The organism is Streptomyces sp. NBC_01716 (assembly GCF_036248275.1).
Classification (GTDB): domain Bacteria; phylum Actinomycetota; class Actinomycetes; order Streptomycetales; family Streptomycetaceae; genus Streptomyces.
Window position 1 is genome coordinate 7,368,848 of the sequence record NZ_CP109181.1, and the last position, 15,418, is coordinate 7,384,265.

28 protein-coding genes are annotated in these 15,418 nt (G+C 70.3%); 27 read left to right on the forward strand and 1 reads right to left on the reverse strand.

Features of this window, described 5'->3' with window-relative positions; genetic code table 11:
• Nucleotides 1–49: 49 nt before the first annotated feature.
• From OIE74_RS32645 to OIE74_RS32685, 9 genes are read left to right on the forward strand one after another with little or no spacing between them, the layout of a single operon-like run.
• A complete protein-coding gene (locus OIE74_RS32645; protein ID WP_329390090.1) occupies nucleotides 50–445 on the forward strand; it encodes a hypothetical protein in 396 nt (131 codons plus the stop codon).
• Nucleotides 439–849: a hypothetical protein gene (locus OIE74_RS32650; RefSeq protein WP_329390092.1), complete on the forward strand. Its 411-nt coding sequence runs from the start codon at nucleotides 439–441 to the stop codon at nucleotides 847–849. The genes OIE74_RS32645 and OIE74_RS32650 overlap by 7 nt, the downstream gene beginning before the upstream one ends.
• A complete protein-coding gene (locus tag OIE74_RS32655) occupies nucleotides 846–1,784 on the forward strand; it encodes a hypothetical protein (protein ID WP_329390094.1) in 939 nt (312 codons plus the stop codon). The genes OIE74_RS32650 and OIE74_RS32655 overlap by 4 nt, the downstream gene beginning before the upstream one ends.
• Nucleotides 1,781–2,146: a hypothetical protein gene (locus OIE74_RS32660; RefSeq protein ID WP_329390096.1), complete on the forward strand. Its 366-nt coding sequence runs from the start codon at nucleotides 1,781–1,783 to the stop codon at nucleotides 2,144–2,146. Before OIE74_RS32655 ends, OIE74_RS32660 begins: the two co-directional genes overlap by 4 nt.
• Entirely contained in the window at nucleotides 2,143–2,592 is a 450-nt protein-coding gene (locus OIE74_RS32665; RefSeq protein ID WP_329390098.1) for a hypothetical protein, read from the forward strand. Before OIE74_RS32660 ends, OIE74_RS32665 begins: the two co-directional genes overlap by 4 nt.
• Nucleotides 2,589–2,747, forward strand: a complete 159-nt coding sequence (locus OIE74_RS32670) for a hypothetical protein (protein ID WP_329390100.1) — start codon at nucleotides 2,589–2,591, stop codon at nucleotides 2,745–2,747. The genes OIE74_RS32665 and OIE74_RS32670 overlap by 4 nt, the downstream gene beginning before the upstream one ends.
• Nucleotides 2,744–3,721: a hypothetical protein gene (locus OIE74_RS32675; protein ID WP_329390102.1), complete on the forward strand. Its 978-nt coding sequence runs from the start codon at nucleotides 2,744–2,746 to the stop codon at nucleotides 3,719–3,721. Before OIE74_RS32670 ends, OIE74_RS32675 begins: the two co-directional genes overlap by 4 nt.
• Complete coding sequence (locus OIE74_RS32680; protein ID WP_329390104.1) at nucleotides 3,718–3,975, forward strand: hypothetical protein; 258 nt, start codon at nucleotides 3,718–3,720, stop codon at nucleotides 3,973–3,975. Before OIE74_RS32675 ends, OIE74_RS32680 begins: the two co-directional genes overlap by 4 nt.
• Nucleotides 3,972–4,148 (forward strand): hypothetical protein, encoded by a 177-nt coding sequence (locus tag OIE74_RS32685; RefSeq protein ID WP_329390106.1) that lies wholly within the window; start codon nucleotides 3,972–3,974, stop codon nucleotides 4,146–4,148. Before OIE74_RS32680 ends, OIE74_RS32685 begins: the two co-directional genes overlap by 4 nt.
• 48 nt (nucleotides 4,149–4,196) lie before the next feature.
• Here OIE74_RS32685 and OIE74_RS32690 read toward each other — a convergent pair whose 3' ends face one another.
• Complete coding sequence (locus OIE74_RS32690) at nucleotides 4,197–4,373, reverse strand: hypothetical protein (protein WP_329390108.1); 177 nt, start codon at nucleotides 4,371–4,373, stop codon at nucleotides 4,197–4,199.
• Between the two features lie 201 nt (nucleotides 4,374–4,574).
• Between OIE74_RS32690 and OIE74_RS32695 the strand changes: the two genes are divergently transcribed.
• The 18 genes from OIE74_RS32695 (at nucleotide 4,575) to OIE74_RS32780 (ending at nucleotide 15,178) form a co-directional block, all read left to right on the forward strand.
• Nucleotides 4,575–5,546, forward strand: coding sequence for a DNA cytosine methyltransferase (locus tag OIE74_RS32695; RefSeq protein ID WP_329390110.1), 972 nt, complete (start codon nucleotides 4,575–4,577; stop codon nucleotides 5,544–5,546).
• Nucleotides 5,543–5,716, forward strand: a complete 174-nt coding sequence (locus OIE74_RS32700; RefSeq protein WP_329390112.1) for a hypothetical protein — start codon at nucleotides 5,543–5,545, stop codon at nucleotides 5,714–5,716. Before OIE74_RS32695 ends, OIE74_RS32700 begins: the two co-directional genes overlap by 4 nt.
• Nucleotides 5,717–5,766: 50 nt before the next feature.
• Nucleotides 5,767–7,044 carry an HNH endonuclease gene (locus OIE74_RS32705; RefSeq protein ID WP_329390114.1) on the forward strand — a complete coding sequence of 426 codons (1,278 nt, stop codon included), beginning with the start codon at nucleotides 5,767–5,769 and terminating at the stop codon, nucleotides 7,042–7,044.
• 32 nt (nucleotides 7,045–7,076) lie between these two features.
• Nucleotides 7,077–7,913, forward strand: a complete 837-nt coding sequence (locus OIE74_RS32710) for a helix-turn-helix domain-containing protein (protein ID WP_329390116.1) — start codon at nucleotides 7,077–7,079, stop codon at nucleotides 7,911–7,913.
• Nucleotides 7,910–8,656 (forward strand): zinc finger domain-containing protein, encoded by a 747-nt coding sequence (locus OIE74_RS32715; RefSeq protein WP_329390118.1) that lies wholly within the window; start codon nucleotides 7,910–7,912, stop codon nucleotides 8,654–8,656. The genes OIE74_RS32710 and OIE74_RS32715 overlap by 4 nt, the downstream gene beginning before the upstream one ends.
• Complete coding sequence (locus OIE74_RS32720; protein WP_329390121.1) at nucleotides 8,653–8,988, forward strand: hypothetical protein; 336 nt, start codon at nucleotides 8,653–8,655, stop codon at nucleotides 8,986–8,988. Before OIE74_RS32715 ends, OIE74_RS32720 begins: the two co-directional genes overlap by 4 nt.
• Nucleotides 8,988–9,611, forward strand: coding sequence for a DUF4326 domain-containing protein (locus OIE74_RS32725; RefSeq protein WP_329390123.1), 624 nt, complete (start codon nucleotides 8,988–8,990; stop codon nucleotides 9,609–9,611). The genes OIE74_RS32720 and OIE74_RS32725 overlap by 1 nt, the downstream gene beginning before the upstream one ends.
• On the forward strand, nucleotides 9,608–9,919 hold the full coding sequence (locus OIE74_RS32730) for a zinc finger domain-containing protein (protein ID WP_329390126.1): 312 nt from the start codon (nucleotides 9,608–9,610) through the stop codon (nucleotides 9,917–9,919). Before OIE74_RS32725 ends, OIE74_RS32730 begins: the two co-directional genes overlap by 4 nt.
• Nucleotides 9,916–10,224 carry a helix-turn-helix domain-containing protein gene (locus OIE74_RS32735; protein ID WP_329390128.1) on the forward strand — a complete coding sequence of 103 codons (309 nt, stop codon included), beginning with the start codon at nucleotides 9,916–9,918 and terminating at the stop codon, nucleotides 10,222–10,224. Before OIE74_RS32730 ends, OIE74_RS32735 begins: the two co-directional genes overlap by 4 nt.
• Nucleotides 10,225–10,275: 51 nt before the next feature.
• Nucleotides 10,276–10,668, forward strand: coding sequence for a DUF4326 domain-containing protein (locus OIE74_RS32740; RefSeq protein ID WP_329390130.1), 393 nt, complete (start codon nucleotides 10,276–10,278; stop codon nucleotides 10,666–10,668).
• A gap of 35 nt (nucleotides 10,669–10,703) precedes the next feature.
• Entirely contained in the window at nucleotides 10,704–11,144 is a 441-nt protein-coding gene (locus OIE74_RS32745) for a hypothetical protein (RefSeq protein WP_329390132.1), read from the forward strand.
• A gap of 56 nt (nucleotides 11,145–11,200) precedes the next feature.
• Nucleotides 11,201–11,650 (forward strand): hypothetical protein, encoded by a 450-nt coding sequence (locus tag OIE74_RS32750; RefSeq protein WP_329390134.1) that lies wholly within the window; start codon nucleotides 11,201–11,203, stop codon nucleotides 11,648–11,650.
• Nucleotides 11,651–11,700: 50 nt separating this feature from the next.
• Nucleotides 11,701–12,183, forward strand: coding sequence for an endonuclease VII domain-containing protein (locus OIE74_RS32755; RefSeq protein ID WP_329390136.1), 483 nt, complete (start codon nucleotides 11,701–11,703; stop codon nucleotides 12,181–12,183).
• Between the two features lie 86 nt (nucleotides 12,184–12,269).
• Nucleotides 12,270–13,688: an HIT family protein gene (locus OIE74_RS32760; protein WP_329390138.1), complete on the forward strand. Its 1,419-nt coding sequence runs from the start codon at nucleotides 12,270–12,272 to the stop codon at nucleotides 13,686–13,688.
• A gap of 127 nt (nucleotides 13,689–13,815) precedes the next feature.
• The gene (locus OIE74_RS32765; protein ID WP_329390140.1) at nucleotides 13,816–14,151 is read left to right on the forward strand and encodes a hypothetical protein; all 336 of its coding nucleotides are present in this window, start codon (nucleotides 13,816–13,818) and stop codon (nucleotides 14,149–14,151) included.
• A 193-nt stretch (nucleotides 14,152–14,344) separates the two neighbouring features.
• A complete protein-coding gene (locus OIE74_RS32770; RefSeq protein WP_329390142.1) occupies nucleotides 14,345–14,620 on the forward strand; it encodes a LuxR C-terminal-related transcriptional regulator in 276 nt (91 codons plus the stop codon).
• Nucleotides 14,621–14,723: 103 nt separating this feature from the next.
• Nucleotides 14,724–14,969 carry a hypothetical protein gene (locus tag OIE74_RS32775; RefSeq protein WP_329390145.1) on the forward strand — a complete coding sequence of 82 codons (246 nt, stop codon included), beginning with the start codon at nucleotides 14,724–14,726 and terminating at the stop codon, nucleotides 14,967–14,969.
• A complete protein-coding gene (locus OIE74_RS32780) occupies nucleotides 14,966–15,178 on the forward strand; it encodes a hypothetical protein (protein WP_329390147.1) in 213 nt (70 codons plus the stop codon). Before OIE74_RS32775 ends, OIE74_RS32780 begins: the two co-directional genes overlap by 4 nt.
• The last annotated feature ends 240 nt before the right edge of the window (nucleotides 15,179–15,418 follow it).

Consider the following 15,418-nt stretch of genomic DNA (forward strand, 5'->3'; position numbering starts at 1 on the left):
GCCCGCCGAAATCAGGCGGGGCGGCCCCGTCACCCAAGGAGAGCACGCCATGAAGGCACTGACCATCCGCCAGCCCTGGGCTGGCGCCATCGCCCATCAGACGAAGCGCGTTGAGAACCGCACCTGGAAACTCCCCGCCAAGCACGAGGGCGCGCGCATCCTCATCCACGCCGGAGCCCAGCGAGACAAGAACGCCATCGTCTACGGCGACCACCTCGACGTGTACAGCGCGGTCGTCGCCGTCGCCACGATCACCGGCTGCCACTACTCCGACGACGGCACCTGCTGCGGGCCGTGGGGCGAGGAGAACGTCTACCACTGGACGCTCACCGACGTCACCGCCCTCCCCGAGCCCGTACCCGCCAAAGGCGCCCTCGGCTTCTGGACCCCCGGCGAGGACATCGCCAACGCGGCCCTTCGGCAGGAGACGGCGGTGGCGTGGTGACCATCCACCTCCCCGAGTCGACACTCCTGGTCTGGTACTGCGGCCGGTGCCGCAAGTCCTGCAAGGTCCAGCCGCCAGACCCCGAGCAAGTCGCCTGCCGCTGCAACAACCCGGTCCCCGGACTGCGGCCGACCCGCGTCACCGTCATGCACGCACCGAAGGCCCGACCGATGCACGCCCTCAGCAACGAGGAAGCGCGCCTTCGAGCGCTCGCCCGAAGGGGCACGCGGGTTCGGGTCACGTTCGAGGCCACGGTCGCCGACGCCATGCAGTGGACCGCTGGCGACCGGCGCGGCCTGGAATTCGACCTGACGACCGCCGACGGCCGCCGCCACACCATCGACCCCCAACTGCCCGGTCTCCACATCGAGGCCATCGCCACGGATGAGGAGTCCGCCTCATGACCGACCTCCCCAACGACCTTGTACTTACCGAGTCCCGCACCATGCGCGAGCAGACCGCCGACCGGGTCGAGGTGCTCGACAAGGTCAAGGCGCTCGCGTTGCTGCCCGACGGCATGCACGCGGACATCGCCGTGGTCGCCGCTTACTACGAGGCCGACTACGAGGCCATCGAAAGCGTCATTCGGCGCAACCGCGAGGAGCTCACCGAGAACGGAATGCGTGTCCTCCGGGGCGAGGAGTACCGATTGTTTGCGTCCGTCAATCTGACGGACGCAAACCCGAGGGCTCGGTCGCTGACCGTTCTTCCGCGCCGGGCGATCCTGAATGTGGGCCAGCTCCTCACTGAGTCTCCGGTCGCTCGCCGGGTCCGCACGTATCTGCTGGAGGCCGAGGCCGAGTCGGCTCCCTTCGTGATCCCAACGACGTTCGCCGGTGCCCTGGCTCTGGCTGCCCAGCAGGCGGCAGAACTGGAAGAGACCCGTACTGAGGTTGCCGAACTGGTGGCCACGAACGCCAAGTTGTCGCCGCGGGCGCGGGTCGCGGACCAGTACGAGGCGAACCCGGGCATCACGCCGACGGTTTTCCACAAGACGCACTTCACGGCCGTGCCGGAGCGGGACTTCTTCGAGCACCTGTACCGCAAGGACTACCTGATCGACCAGCGGAACTCCCGCTGGGACGAGCGGAACAGCGAGTGGAAGGACGGCCCGGAGCACCGGCACCCTACCGCGAAGGGCAAGCGCTACTTCTACCTCGCGGCGAAGCTCGACAGGCAGCGGATCCGGCGCCAGCAGACGCTCATCATCCCGGGCGACGCGGAGCACGACCTGGTGGCCGCACTGGAGCGGGACGGGCTGCCGTCGCGTAACCGGCCGGCGCTGCCGGGCTCACAGGTGGTGCGCCTGCCGCGGCGACAGCTCGGCGGTGCGGCATGACCCGCCGCCTGTCCGTGGCCGAGCGCCACGCCGCCGCCGGCCGCGACCTTCGCCTCGCCGACATCGCCGCCCAGTCGAAGTGGTCCCAGTTCCTCGTCGAGCAGGCCGTCCTCGTCTTCGGCTGGGAGCACGACACCTTCAGCTGCAACGACCTTCGCGACGTCCTGCCCGAGCTGGGGCACGGCTTCCTCGGTGCCGCGATCAACGCGCTGCGGCAGGGCGGGGTGATCGAGCACACCGGGCAGTACGTGCCATCGACCTCCCCGGCCACCCACGGGCACCCCATCGCAGTCTGGAAGTTGTCCGCGAAGGGCGTCGAGGTCGCCGCCAAGCGCCGCGCCGCACGACGGAGCGCGGCATGAGCGCCCCGCGTCTCGCCTTGGTCCTCGGTCTGGGTTCCCGCGCCTGGATCGACCGCGACCTGATCGGTTGGGCTCTCACGGAGGCGTGGCATGACGCGCTCCAGGACGGCTACACCGGCATCGACGTCATGGAAGGCACCGCCCCCGGCGCCGACCGCATGTGCGGCGAATGGGCTGAGGCTCGACTTGGTGACAGCATCGCGCACACCCCCGTCGAAGCCGACTGGGAAGGCCCCTGCGCGGACAACTGCCCGCCTGACCACCGCAAGACGCGCCGCGACGGCACCGACTACTGCCCGTGGGCCGGCCACCGCCGCAACCAGAACATGGTCGACCGGAAGCCGCTGCTGGCCATGGCCTTCCAGGTCGGCAACTCCACCGGCACCGCCGACTGCCTGCGCCGCCTCAGCAAGGCCGGGATCCCCGCCAGGCGGTGGACGGCATGAGCCCCGCCACCCTCCTCGCCGCGGGCGGCCTGTGGTTCGCCGTCGTGCTCGCCGCGCTCGTCGCCACCATCCCTTTCCTGATCTGCCTCGCCCTCGCCTGGGCCGCCGTCACCGGCGCCCGGCGCATCAACCGCACCCGGAAGGAGCGGACGTGAGCATCAAGACCCGGACACGCCAACTCCCGCCCCACGGCACAACAAGCCGGGCCCGCGGCAGCCAGGGCACCGGCAGGCCGCCCTGCACTTGCCCGCCATGCCGGAAAGCGGACCGCGCCTACTCCAAGCACCGCCGCTACCTCGCCGCCACCGGACGCAGCCTCCTCGTCGACGTCACCCCTGCCCGCGAACACCTGAAGCAACTCGCGTGCAGCGGCGACGCCCTGACCATCCTCGCCGAACGCATCGGGCGGCCCCGAGCATCCCTCGCGGCCATCACCAACGGATCACGCAAGCGCATCACCAGGGCCCTCTCCAACGAGATCCTCGCCCTCCGCCCCGGCACCGCCTCAGCCGGCAACCGGTCCGTCCCCGCCATCGGTTCGATCCGCCGATTCCGCGCGCTCATCGCGCTCGGCCACCCCTCGCACCTCATCGCCGAGACGGCGGGCATCGTCCGTTCCACCGGCAGCAACCTCATCAACGGCCGGCCGGAGACCATCCACCACGACCTCGCACAGCGCGTCGACAAGGCGTACAGGGAGCTCTCCGGGACGCCCGGCAGTCTGACGAGGAGCCTGCGCCGGGCCGAGCGCGAGCGCTTCGCACCCCCAGCCGCCTGGGACGACGACACCATCGACGACCCGAACGCCTTCCCTGATTGGACCGGCTACTGCGGAACGGACCGCGGCTGGTGGACCCACCGGCTCAGCGCCATTGCCGCCTGTCCGGCTTGCGACACCGCTCACGCCGAGTGGAAGACGGCGCATCGGCATCTGCCGCACCGCGACTTCATGGTCGCCATGGGCCGCTCGCGGGCCGCCGCATCCGGCCGTGGTGCCGCCATCGCCCACGACGCCCGCGAACTCCTCGCCCAGGGATGCGACTACGACACGGCTGCCGAACGGATCGGCATCACCCGACAGCACCTCCAGCAGGAGCTGTGGCGCCAGCGCGACAAGGCCGCCGCATGATCGCCCGCCGGGTCGGCCGCACCGCGGACCGCATCTACCCGTCTACGACCGCCACGGTCGACGGCGATTTGGACCTCATCGCCATCGAGAAGGCCATGAACGGCGAACCGGTCAACCTCACCCTGCCCGAAAAGATCCGCGCCGCCCGGCTGCTCGCCAACCGCGGCTACGACAACGCGGCCATCGGCAGGCGTATCCGGTCAGACCGCAGCACCGTCGCCGGCTGGCGCAACAACGGATGGCCGACCGCATGACCCGCACCTGCCCATCCGGCAAGCGCCGCTACCGGGACCGGATCGGCGCCCAACTCGCACTCGCGGTCATCAACCGCCGCGGCGGGGGCCGGCGCCGAGAGCAGCGCGCCTACCGGTGCGGAGCCTGCCGCGGCTGGCACCTCACCAGCCAACCCGCCCGACGCAACACCTGAGCGCACGACAAAGGCCCCGCACAGCGGGGCCGGAAGGAGGAGGGGATGTCAGTCGGACGACTGCTCGGCGCGAAGCCGCTTCTTGTGGGCGGTGATCTCGCGCTTGATGTAGACGCGCAGGTCAGCGGCACGCGACAAGCCCTTGGCATCGCACACCTCGCCGAACGCGGCCCACGTCTCGTCGTCCACGCGGATCATGCGGCCGGGCGTCCCCTTCGTCGTCATGTCGACAGCGTAGCTGACTGGGCACTGACTACACACCTCCTGCACCGAAACCGTGTTGCGAATGTATTGCGGGTGCACACACACCCTGGGGTAGTCTCGAAGCACGCCGAGAGGCTCGCCAACGAGAACACCGGCGCCCCCAAGGGCCTGGTTCCGTGCGCCCACTCGGCACCCATGACCACCTCCAACCAGGGGGACACCTTGAACGAACGAACAGGCGTCGAACTGTTCGCCGGCCCCGGCGGCATGAGCCTCGGACTCGAAGCGGTCGGCATCTCGTCGATCGGCATCGAGTGGGATGCCAACGCCGTAACCACCCGCCGGGCCGCCGGAATGCCCACCATCCACGGCGACGTCCGCCACCACGGACCCGCCGACTTCCCCGGCGCCACCGTCCTTGCCGGCGGGCCGCCCTGTCAGACGTTCACCGTCGCGGGCAACGGCGCCGGACGCCTCGCTCTGGCCACCATCCTGGCCGCGATCAAGCGCATGTCCACCCGCGACACCACGCCGTACAGCTTCGAAGACGACCGCACCGCCCTCGTGCTCGAACCGCTCCGCTGGGCGCTCGACGCCATGGATCAGGACCGGCCGTACCGGGCGATCGTCCTGGAGCAGGTGCAGCAGGTGCAGCAGGTGTGGGACGCCTACGCCGAAGCGCTCAACGCTGAGGGCTACCACGTCGCCACCGGCGTCCTGTCCACCGAGCAGCACGGCATTCCTCAGACCCGGCGCCGAGCCGTTCTCGTTGCCCGCCTCGGAGCTCCCGTCGCACTGCCCGCGGCGACCCACCGCCCGTACCGCAAGGGTCGACCGCGGGACGAGGGCGACCCGACCCTGCTGCCGTGGGTGCCCATGGGCGACGCCCTCGACAGGCCCCAGCCGTTCAGCGTGATCTCCAACTACGGGACGGGCGGCGACCCGAAGAACCGCGGCCGACGCACGAGCGCCGAACCGGCTTTCACCGTCACCGGCAAGATCTCTCGGCTCCGCCTCGTCGACACCGACGGCGCCGAACTCCCGCGCCTCACCCACGCCGAGGCCGGCCAGCTCCAGTCCTTCCCTGCCGCCCACCCGTGGGCCGGACGCGACATCCCGCAGCAGATCGGCAACGCCTGCCCGCCCCTGCTCGCCGCCGCACTCGCCACCTCGGCCCTCGGAGCCGCCGCGTGACCCGCCATCTCCATGTCGTCCCTGACGAGCCGCCGCAACCCCGCGAGGTAGTCGCCACCCCGGACTGGCCGCCCGTCGCGATCCCCGGCCGGCCCGGCTGGTACCGGCATTGCATCGACGGCCAGCAAGTCGACCTCCCGCACAACCAGGACCCCCGCGCCCCCACCTGACCGGGCCGCACCCGCCGCAGACCTATCCGTACCGCAAGGAAGAAGATCCAATGGCCGTCTCCAAGCGCCTCCGCTACGAGATCCTCCGCAGGGACTCGCACACGTGCCGGTACTGCGGTGCGACCGCCCCCGACGTGCCGCTGCGCGTCGACCACGTCACCCCGGTCGCGCTCGGAGGCACCGACACCCCCGACAACCTCGTCACCAGCTGCGAACCGTGCAACAGCGGCAAGAGCTCGGCCACCGTGGACTCCGCGGTCGTGGCCGCCGTCACCGACGACGCGCTTCGGTGGGCCGAAGCGATGAGGCAGGCCGCGGCAGACCTCGCGGAGCAGCAGAAGCCGAAGCTCGCATACCGAGCCGCGTTCGAGTCCGCCTGGAACGGGTGGACTTACGAGAACAACGGCAAGAAGCGGACCTTCAACCTGGACCCGGAATGGAAGTCCAGTCTCGATCGATTCCGCGAAGCCGGCCTGCCTGTCGAAGTCCTGCCCGACATCGTCGACAAGGCCATGGCCAACAAGACCGTTCTGCCGGACAACCTCTTCCGCTACTGCTGCGGCATCGCCTGGCGCATGATCAGCGACCTTCAGGATCGGGCGAAGGTAATCGTCGGCGGATCGCCGCGACCGACAGCTCCCGTCGACTCAATCATCCAGGCAGCCATGGACGTATGGGCCGCGGATGCCGGTGACGACGCCAACGAAGAGACACGGCAGAGCCTCTTCGCCAGCGCACAGGTGCACCGCGAGGCGGACGTCGACCCGCATCGTCTCGTGGAAGCCGCCCAGTACGCCGCGTGGTTCGGGCTAACGGGGATCGGCGACGCAATCACCGCGCTCGAACACGACAGCGTTCTGGCGAAATGGCAGTCCGCTTGGCACACCAGCACTGGTGAATACGCCAGCGACGAACAGATCGCCCGAGTCAAGGAACGAGTCGAAGCACTTCTTGCCGCCGGGGTCTATTACGGCCGCCTAGAGAAAGCAGCGGTCTACGCGGGTGCCCAGCGGTCCACCTTCCTGCACTTCGGCCTAACCGATGAGGAGTCGGCCGTGGCGGGTGGCTCGGCTATCGGCGCAAAGGCGATGGAGATCTGGTCCCGCTCCTACTTCTCGGCTGCGGGCCGCTGGCCGAGCGCCGATGAGCGTGCGGCGTTTACCGAAAGCATCCGACGAATCGGCCGCGACGGCGATACGTGGATCGCCGACATCTATCCGGCTGCGGCTGCTGCCGGCGCCTACCAGGACCCCGACATCGGCACGTGCATCACCCGGCATCTGTCGGTCTTCGAGGCCGCCGCTCGACCTCTCGCTCCCGCCGCCTGACTCCCTATCCCTGCGTACTGAGAAGAGATCCCGTGAGCATCAAGGTCACCAACTGGGTGTGGGCCCGCTCGGAGTCCCGCAACGGGGCTCGGCTGGTCATGCTCGCCTTGGCCGACCGGGCGGACGACAACGGGTTCTGCTGGCCGTCTATTGATGACCTGGCCGAGCGGACCCGACTGTCTCCGCGGGCCGTGCAGAAGGGGATCGCCACTCTCGTAACCGACGGCGAGTTGACGGTCGAGAACGGCGGCGGCCGGCACCGCTCGAACCGCTATCAGATCGTTCCCAAACCCTGCACATCTGACGGGGTTACCGACAAGGAACCCCGCACATCTGACGGGGTATTGCGCAGGGAAACCCCGAACTTTGGACCAGAAACCCCGAACTCTGCGACAGAAACCCCGAACAATACTCCCGGTAACCCCGTCCAGAGTGCACCCGAACCCCCAGTAGAACCGTCAGTAGAACCGTCAGAGAACCCCCCATCACGCGAACCCGAGCCGCAGGACATCAGCGAGCAGATGTTCACCAAGTGGTGGGAGCAGTACAGCCGCACCACCGCACAGGCGAAGAACACGATCCGCCGCGCCATCTCGGACGCCCTCCGCAACGGCCTTGAGCCGGCTGTTCTCTGGCAAGCCCTTGTGCGCATCGGTGATCTCTCGAAGCCCGTCACCGGCGGCACGTTGCAGTTTGCCCTCTCGGAGATTCGCCAGCAGGTGGCACTTGGCGCTGCCGACGGCACGAACGTCGTGTCCTTGGCTGCTGCTCGACGCCCCTCCACCACCGACGCCCGCGTGAGCCAGGCCCTGGAGGCCGGCCGTCGCCTGCAAGCCCTCCATGACGCGCAGACCCAGGAGAACCAGTGATCACCTTCGAAGAGGCAGGCAGACTTCTCGGTCTCGCCGCCGCCCGAGACCAGCGAACCGTCGGTGATGCCGACATCCTCGCCTGGCATGCCGACCTGAACGCCGCAGGCGTCACCCTCGCCGTTGCCGAGCAGGCCCTCACCCGCTTCTACGCCAAGGACATGGCGAGCCTGGAGCCCGACCAGCGGCGCCGGGTGACGACCCCCGACATCATCGGCATCGCCCGCAAGATCCGGGCCGAGCGGGTCGCCGACTTCATCTACGAGCCGCCGCCCGGCGACGAGGACCCGCACTACCTCCGTCGGCTCCGGGGGCAGTTGGAGGCCACCGCCAACGGTGTCCGGCCAGCCGTGCCGGAGCGGGCGGGGATCGAGAGCAGCACGAAGCGCGACGTGCAGGCGCTGCTCGGGCAGGTCGGCCGCAGTGTTCCCGGCGAGCCGGACGAGGCGACCCCGGCCGAAGTCGAGAAGGTCCGCCGCCCTGGCCCGCTCGGAGTTGAGTGCCCGACCTGCCAGGCGGCGATAGGGCGGCCGTGCAAGGCGGGCGAGTTCGGCGGCACCCGGCGCCCGCGCGAGCTGCGCAACCCGCACGCCGCACGAGGCCGCGTCGCCCGCGGCGAGCCCGCTTCCCTGGACACCCCCGAGGAGATCGAGCGCCGCCGTGCCGCATCCCTCGCGCACCTCGCCCGCCTCGCCGCCGAGCGCGAGATCGCGGACGCCGAGATCGTCGAGGCCGCGTCATGACCGATTTCGATCAGGACGACATCGCGGCGATGCGCCGGGAGAACGGTGGCGCCGACCTGAAGCGGTTCATGCGCGATCAGCTCCGGGCCGGCGTCCAGCGCCGGGACGCGCCCACCGCGGCGGCCCTGCCCCCGAAGCCGCCGGGTCACCGGCCGGGCGCTTGGCCGTCCGGCACCAGCCCACCCGAACCGCGGCCGTCGACTCACATGCCCGCAGCGTGGGGTGCGGCGCTCGACGACTACCGGGCCGTGGTCATGGCCGACGACCACACCCAGCTCACCTCCGACCAGCCCTGCGGCTGCGTCACCTGTCAACTCACGAAGGAGAACTGATGGCCACCTATGAGATCGAGTTCGGCGCCCTCGGCGGGGTACGCCCCGTCCCGCCGCTCACCGTCCGCACCACCGACCCGAACGTCCTCAACGAGGCTGTCGTCGACCACGCCCGCCCGTACATCACCCCGGCCCTCACCGAACTCGGTCGGCCCGAGCTGGCCGACTGCCTGTTCCGCACGAACCGCCAGCGATCAATGGGCCAGTTCCTCCACCTGAACTTCGCGACGGGAATGGCCGCCGAGTTCCTCCCCGCCCGGATCACCACCACCCCCGAACGCATCCAGCGCCAGCGCACCAAGGGTTGGGCATCGAACGGCGCCCGGTACGTCGGCCGCGGCACCCGCTACGGCAACCCCAACCGCATCGTCCGGCGGGCCGACACCGGAGGCTGGCACGTCGAGCACGACAACGGCGGTGGCGTCGGAACCTTCCCCAAGGCCGAGGCGCACCGCTTCGCCGTCGACTCCTACCGCGCCCACCTCGATGCTCACCCCGAGCTCGTAGCCGCCGCACGCGAGGAACTGCGCGGACGGGACCTCATGTGCTGGTGCGCCCCCGAACTGGCCTGCCACGTCGACGTGCTGCTGCCCTTGGCGAACGCTGCGGCGGTGGCCGCATGACCCGCCACGTGGCCGCCCCGATGCCCGAGGCGATCCGGCACTTTATGCGCGCCGGCCAGGACCCCGCCCGCGGCACCAACTGCCCCTGGTGCCAGGCCCGAGCCCATCAGCCGTGCCGCATCCCGTCATCCGGCAAAACCGGCGCCAAGGTCCACCAGCAGCGGAAGGACGCGTGGGCGCGGCTCACCGCCTGCTGCACCACTTGCCAGGTCACCCCCGGTGTTCCGTGCCACCGCGACGGTCGCGAGCTGGAGAACGGGGCCGTGCACGCCGTCCGGCACACCGAAGCCGAGGTGACAGCGGCATGAACCGGTACTGCGAGATCCCGGCCTGCACCAACTTCGCCCGCCCCGGCCGGCACACCTGCACCAGTCACCAGGCCCGACAGCACCGCGCCCAGCTGCCCGCCGAGCCAGCGCCGGAAGTCGACCTCGAGGAAGTCGAGTTCATCGTCCGTGGCGGACTATCCGCCGCCGATCTACCCCGAGCCGAACAGCAGGCCGTCGTCGCCCAGCTCGCCAGCCGGCGTACACCCGCCTCGCGGATCGCCGAACTCGTCGGCGTCAGCGAGCGCACCGTCCACCGCTGGCAGACCGCCAACCAGGCCGCTTGACCTGAGACCGGTCGTCCCCGAAACCGCCCCACCAGCCCAGGAGGAGAAGAAGTGACCACCGAAGTGATCAGCCTGAAGGGCTGCATCCGCGAGTACGGCCCGCGCCTGGAACGCGCACCCCAGGGCCTTGTTTATGTCGGCCGCAAGTGGACTCTCGGCGGCTGGGATCTGCCGTCCCACCCGCTTGCGAATCCGTTCTCGGTGAAGCGCTACGGCAGTCGGGAGGCCGTGGTGGCGGAGTATCTGCGGTTGCTGTTGCGGCGCCCGGATCTGGTCGGGCAGGCCGTGAAGCTGCGGGGTTCGATTCTCGGCTGCTGGTGCGCGCCGGACCTTTGCCATGCGCACGTCGTGGCCGAGGTGGCGGACGGCATGACCCGCGATCAGGCCGTCGCGTGGGCGGCTGAGCTCGCCGCCGTCGCCACCCGCGCGACCACCGCCGCCTGACCAACCGCACCCCGACCCAACAGGAGAAACCCGACATGACCGACGCCCCGTACACCACCGAAGACCTCCGCACCGAAGCCGCCCGCCAGCACGCCGTGCTCACCGAAGACCCCGACTACATGGGCATCGGCGAGCGGATGGAGGGCGCGTTCATCGACTCCACCTTTGTGGACCCCGACCCCGAGACGGGCACCGAGCCCAGCACCGGCACCACGTGGGACGAACTCGACGACCGCCACTTCGACACCGCGCAGAGGGCCATCGACGAACTCATCAACGACGCCGCCGACGTGTCCGACTGGGCGATCAACCTCGGCGCAGACGGACTCCAGCCCAGCACCGAACACGCCATCACCATCAACGGCGACGACCGCCCCATCGCCCGCATCCACTTCGCGTTCGAACCCGACATGCCCGACGACATGCGCACCGCCCTCGTCGAAGGCATCGGCGAAGCCCTCAACAACCACCTCTGACCCACCCCCGTTGCGGATCCGGTTCTCGCCGGCCCGCGCCCAAGAAGGAGCAGCACATGCCCGACCAGCCCGAACGCCCCGCCCGTCACGCCGTCTACGGCGAACTCATGTGGCCCGAGTGGAACCCGACCTCGGAGAGCTACGGCGTCGGCCCCGACACCGCCGCCTACGCCCTCTTGGACGCGCACGCCGCCGAGGTCCAGAGCGAGACCATCCCCGACTGGGAAGCGGTCTACGAGCCCGGCAACGTCTCGGACTACCTCATCGGCTACGCCAACTCCGAGGTCGCCGCGAAGGGCGCAGCCGTCGCCTGGGTGCTGTCCCAGTCCGATACGGACGCCGCGCGCCTGGAGTGGGAGGAGCAGCCCGCCGGGGAGCGGCACGACCACTTGTTCGACCTGACGGAGCGGCACGACGACGGGGTCGACACCGACACCGGGGTCACCGTCCGGCGCCGCAGCCGCCCGTACACGGCTGACGACATCGCCGACCCGGCCACCCCGTGACCCCTGCTGTACGCCCGGCCGGCTGCTATCTGGATGACCGAAGGAGCGAGATGACCGAGACGCTTGGACTCTCCGAGAAACCGCACCGCGTGTGCAAGAGGTGTCGAACCGCTAAGCCGGTGGCGGCATTTCACAGCATGGGGCGCGGGCGTCGTCGGCCCTTGTGCGCACCATGCCGCTCGGAGACCCGCCCGCCGGAGTTCCGGCAGGGGACGCCCGAGGAGAAGTACCAGGGCCTTCTGCGGCGCGAGTACGGGATCACCCTCAAGCAGTACCGCCAGATGCTGGCCACACAGGGTGGCGGCTGCGCGATCTGCGGCTCGCCTCCCAGCGACAAGAGGCGGCTGGCCGTTGACCACTGCCACAGCTCTGGGCGAGTTCGAGCTCTGCTCTGCGTGCCTTGCAACACGCAGCTTGGCTCCTTCGAGAAGATCCGCCACCTCGCCGTCGAGTACCTGGCCCGATACGGGGCCGGCAACCCGGCCTTGGGCTACGACACGGCCTCGGGGACGGAAGTCGAAGAAGTCGCATGACCACGCACGACGGCCCGCCCCCCTCGCCTGCAACGAGGGGGCCGGGCGCCCTGGCAGTCCACCATCCCGACCCTGAGGAGATCAACATGCCCGACCAGCCCGAGCCCACGAACTCCGCCGCCGAGTCCCCGATGGCCGAGCTGATCCGGCTCCGGCGCGAATGGCCGCCCGGACCGGCCGCCGAATGGAGCGAGCAGCACGCCGCGTCCGGGGTGCAGCCCGACACCCGGCCGGTGCCCGAGTGCTTGTTCTGCCAGCCGGGCGGTGACGGCAACACGGTGATCGCGGAGGCCGCCAGCGCCTACCTGCGCCTCGACAACTACCCGTCCGCCGATGGCCACATGGAGGTCGTGCCGAAGCGGCACATGGAGTCGTTCTTCGACCTGACGTCCGCCGAGGTGGACGACGTGTACACCCTGGCCTGCGATGCCCGCGCGCACGTCCCGGACGCGGACGGGTGGACGATCGGGATCAACGAGGGCCGTGCTGCCGGGCGCACCATCGACCACGTGCACGTGCACCTGATCCCGCGCCGTCACGGGGATGTGGCGGACCCGCGCGGCGGGGTGCGGTGGGTGCTCCCGGACACGGCGGCACTGCCTGACACCCGGCGGTGCTGTGCGGAGCAGGGCAACCCGGCCGTCGCCCACAGCACGGACGGGACCGGGTGCTACGCGATCGAGCCCGCCCGGCCCGACACCGAGCGGCGCGAACGGTACGCGGCGGCGATCACCGAGTTCGTCAGCGGGTCACCGGAGGGCGACGCCGACGCGGCCGACGCTGCGCTGGCCGTGGCGGACGAGGAGCAGCGGGACCTGTACGGCATGCTCCGCGCCGAGCGCGGCCAGGCGGACGGCATCATCACCCGCCTGCGCGCCGAGCTGGAGAGCGCCAACGAGTCGGCCCAGAAAGCCCTGGAGCAGCGTCAGGAGATGGCGGAAGAGCGGTACGTGTGGCAGGAACGCGGCGACCGCGCCGAAGCCCTGGCGGCCCGCCTGCGTGCCGAGCTGGAGCAGGCCCGCGCCACCGTTCTCCGTGAGCGGGCGGACTTCTACGACGGTGTGCTCCGGGACTCGCTGGACCCGGACAGCGACCCCCGGTACTGCACCGCGATCCACGACATCGCCCTCGGGCTTCGCCGCCTGGCCGCCGAGACCGCCGCCGGGTCCGGTGGGCAGGCCGAGTCCGCGCACCCCGACAAGGTCGTCTTCATCGCCGAGTACTTCGAGCACGACCGGTGGACGTACCTCGGCACCAGCGATGACCGGCCCAGCCCGGAGCGCCTGCGGGCACGTACCCACGGCCTGCCTGCGCGCGTGGTGCGGGCGACGACGACGTACACGGTCGAGGACGGGGCGCAGCAGCCCGACGACGTCGAGGAGGGGACCTGCTCGGCATGCGGTGAGCCCGCCTTCCGCGTCAGGCCCAGCCTGTCCGGCGCATGGCGGCACGGCGGCGCTCTGTGTGATCGGCCGGACCAGTCGTTCCGCCCGCAGCAGCCGTAACCCCCGGTGTGGCGCTCCCTGACCCCACGGGGCGCGCCACACGCCCACCACAGCCCCCCGCGCACGCACGACCGCACCCAGCCGCACCGAGACCGCCACAGAGACGCACAACGCCACGGAGGACACGATGACCACCAGCCCCGCCGACGAACTCCGCACCGCCGCCGCCCTCCTGAGGGCACGCGCCACCACCGCCACACCCAGCCCTTGGACACAAACCGGCATCGGCGACTTCGGCTGGTACATCGACGGCCCCGGCATCGAAACCGCAGACAGCGACCAAGGCCGCGCCGACGCCGACTACATCGCCCTCATGCACCCCGGCGTCGGGGCCGCGCTCGCCGACTGGCTGGACCGTATGGCCGACGCCAACGAGGCCGCCAACGACTGGACGTTCGGCCTCATCGCCACGCTCAACCTCGAAGCCCTCGCGGTGGCCCGGCAGATCAACGGCACGCCGTGACCACCCGCACGTGGCTCCGGCACCCGCCAGCCCCAGCACCCCGCCCCGCATGCACCACCGGGGACCCGTACCGCACCCGCAACCTCGCCATGGCCGCCGCCGTCACCCGCGCACTCACCGGGGCTCACGGGTGGCAGCCGTGGGAGTGCGCGTGCGGCCACTGGCACCTCGTCAGGACCGGGCAGGTGGCGGCATGAGCGCAGCCCTGACGCCCCGCCAGCGGCAGGTGCTGATCCTCGCCGCGAACGGCCACGGGGACACGTCGATCGGCCGCGCGATCGGGATCAGCCGGGCCACGGTCCGCCGCCACCTCCAGGGCGCCTTCGGGGTGCTGGGGGTGCGGGACCGGACGCAGGCGGTCGCGGTGGCTCTGCGGCTGGGGGAGGTGGCGCTCGGGGAGGTCCGGGTGCCGGTCGCATCTCCGCTTGGACCGCAACAGGCCCGAGAAGGGCCCTCAGTGACCGCCTGACGGCCGAACAGTCCTTCCGGGCACCCCAGGCGCTCCGAGGCTGAGAACGCCAGCGAGGCGCACAGCCCCGCCGATCCGCGAAACGTGACCGAAAGGAACCGAAATGACCGACCGTCGAGCGGCTTTGGCGTTCAACGCCATCGCCCCCGCACTCAAAGCCCACGACCGATGGCTCCCACTGTCCGTCCGACAAGCCGTTGCCGAGGCCGTACTCGCGGCAGTTGATGACGGCGCCCCCGAGACCGAGCACTGCATCCACAGCAAAGCCATCCACCACCAGCACCACCGGGAACCCGTCACCGGCTGCCCCTGGTGCCCGGCCGCCGGCCAGGCGAAGGACCCCGCATGATCGACGAGTACGACAACATCGTCAGCAGTCGCGTCTTCATGTCGACAGGCTGGGACAGTCCCTGGTGGAAGCTCCTCATCCTCGACGGAATCCGCGGCGGCGATGAAAACTGCAACCGAACCATCGGCGTCCGCATACCTGGCGGCGCCCTGTTCATCTGCCTGAACTTGCCACTCCGGCAACGCCCCTGCGTCGAATGCCTGGAATGAGGACCCGGCGGCCGTGACCACGATGTAGCCCCCGCACCGGATCGTCGGTGCGGGGGTTTCTCGCGTCCGACGCACAGTCAGGCGCCGCGAATACGGTTTACCCGAGAGCCGGACAATCGGGGTAACGTACCGTCACCGCGCGTGCGGGAAGAGCGAACGCGTGGTCGAAACGCAAAACCCCCGGCGGAGGCGATCCGCCGGGGGCAAAACCAGAGGAGACCAACCCTCCCGTGGTACAGA

What these genes read in the sequence shown, in the direction of transcription:
- OIE74_RS32645 (WP_329390090.1), top strand. Translation starts at nt 50, where the DNA reads ATGAAGGCACTGACCATCCGCCAGCCCTGGGCTGGCGCCATCGCCCAT.
- OIE74_RS32655 (WP_329390094.1), top strand. Translation starts at nt 846, where the DNA reads ATGACCGACCTCCCCAACGACCTTGTACTTACCGAGTCCCGCACCATG.
- OIE74_RS32660 (WP_329390096.1), top strand. Translation starts at nt 1,781, where the DNA reads ATGACCCGCCGCCTGTCCGTGGCCGAGCGCCACGCCGCCGCCGGCCGC.
- OIE74_RS32665 (WP_329390098.1), top strand. Translation starts at nt 2,143, where the DNA reads ATGAGCGCCCCGCGTCTCGCCTTGGTCCTCGGTCTGGGTTCCCGCGCC.
- OIE74_RS32670 (WP_329390100.1), top strand. Translation starts at nt 2,589, where the DNA reads ATGAGCCCCGCCACCCTCCTCGCCGCGGGCGGCCTGTGGTTCGCCGTC.
- OIE74_RS32680 (WP_329390104.1), top strand. Translation starts at nt 3,718, where the DNA reads ATGATCGCCCGCCGGGTCGGCCGCACCGCGGACCGCATCTACCCGTCT.
- OIE74_RS32685 (WP_329390106.1), top strand. Translation starts at nt 3,972, where the DNA reads ATGACCCGCACCTGCCCATCCGGCAAGCGCCGCTACCGGGACCGGATC.
- OIE74_RS32690 (WP_329390108.1), bottom strand. Translation starts at nt 4,373, where the DNA reads ATGACGACGAAGGGGACGCCCGGCCGCATGATCCGCGTGGACGACGAG.
- OIE74_RS32705 (WP_329390114.1), top strand. Translation starts at nt 5,767, where the DNA reads ATGGCCGTCTCCAAGCGCCTCCGCTACGAGATCCTCCGCAGGGACTCG.
- OIE74_RS32720 (WP_329390121.1), top strand. Translation starts at nt 8,653, where the DNA reads ATGACCGATTTCGATCAGGACGACATCGCGGCGATGCGCCGGGAGAAC.
- OIE74_RS32725 (WP_329390123.1), top strand. Translation starts at nt 8,988, where the DNA reads ATGGCCACCTATGAGATCGAGTTCGGCGCCCTCGGCGGGGTACGCCCC.
- OIE74_RS32730 (WP_329390126.1), top strand. Translation starts at nt 9,608, where the DNA reads ATGACCCGCCACGTGGCCGCCCCGATGCCCGAGGCGATCCGGCACTTT.
- OIE74_RS32735 (WP_329390128.1), top strand. Translation starts at nt 9,916, where the DNA reads ATGAACCGGTACTGCGAGATCCCGGCCTGCACCAACTTCGCCCGCCCC.
- OIE74_RS32745 (WP_329390132.1), top strand. Translation starts at nt 10,704, where the DNA reads ATGACCGACGCCCCGTACACCACCGAAGACCTCCGCACCGAAGCCGCC.
- OIE74_RS32750 (WP_329390134.1), top strand. Translation starts at nt 11,201, where the DNA reads ATGCCCGACCAGCCCGAACGCCCCGCCCGTCACGCCGTCTACGGCGAA.
- OIE74_RS32755 (WP_329390136.1), top strand. Translation starts at nt 11,701, where the DNA reads ATGACCGAGACGCTTGGACTCTCCGAGAAACCGCACCGCGTGTGCAAG.
- OIE74_RS32760 (WP_329390138.1), top strand. Translation starts at nt 12,270, where the DNA reads ATGCCCGACCAGCCCGAGCCCACGAACTCCGCCGCCGAGTCCCCGATG.
- OIE74_RS32765 (WP_329390140.1), top strand. Translation starts at nt 13,816, where the DNA reads ATGACCACCAGCCCCGCCGACGAACTCCGCACCGCCGCCGCCCTCCTG.
- OIE74_RS32770 (WP_329390142.1), top strand. Translation starts at nt 14,345, where the DNA reads ATGAGCGCAGCCCTGACGCCCCGCCAGCGGCAGGTGCTGATCCTCGCC.
- OIE74_RS32775 (WP_329390145.1), top strand. Translation starts at nt 14,724, where the DNA reads ATGACCGACCGTCGAGCGGCTTTGGCGTTCAACGCCATCGCCCCCGCA.
- OIE74_RS32780 (WP_329390147.1), top strand. Translation starts at nt 14,966, where the DNA reads ATGATCGACGAGTACGACAACATCGTCAGCAGTCGCGTCTTCATGTCG.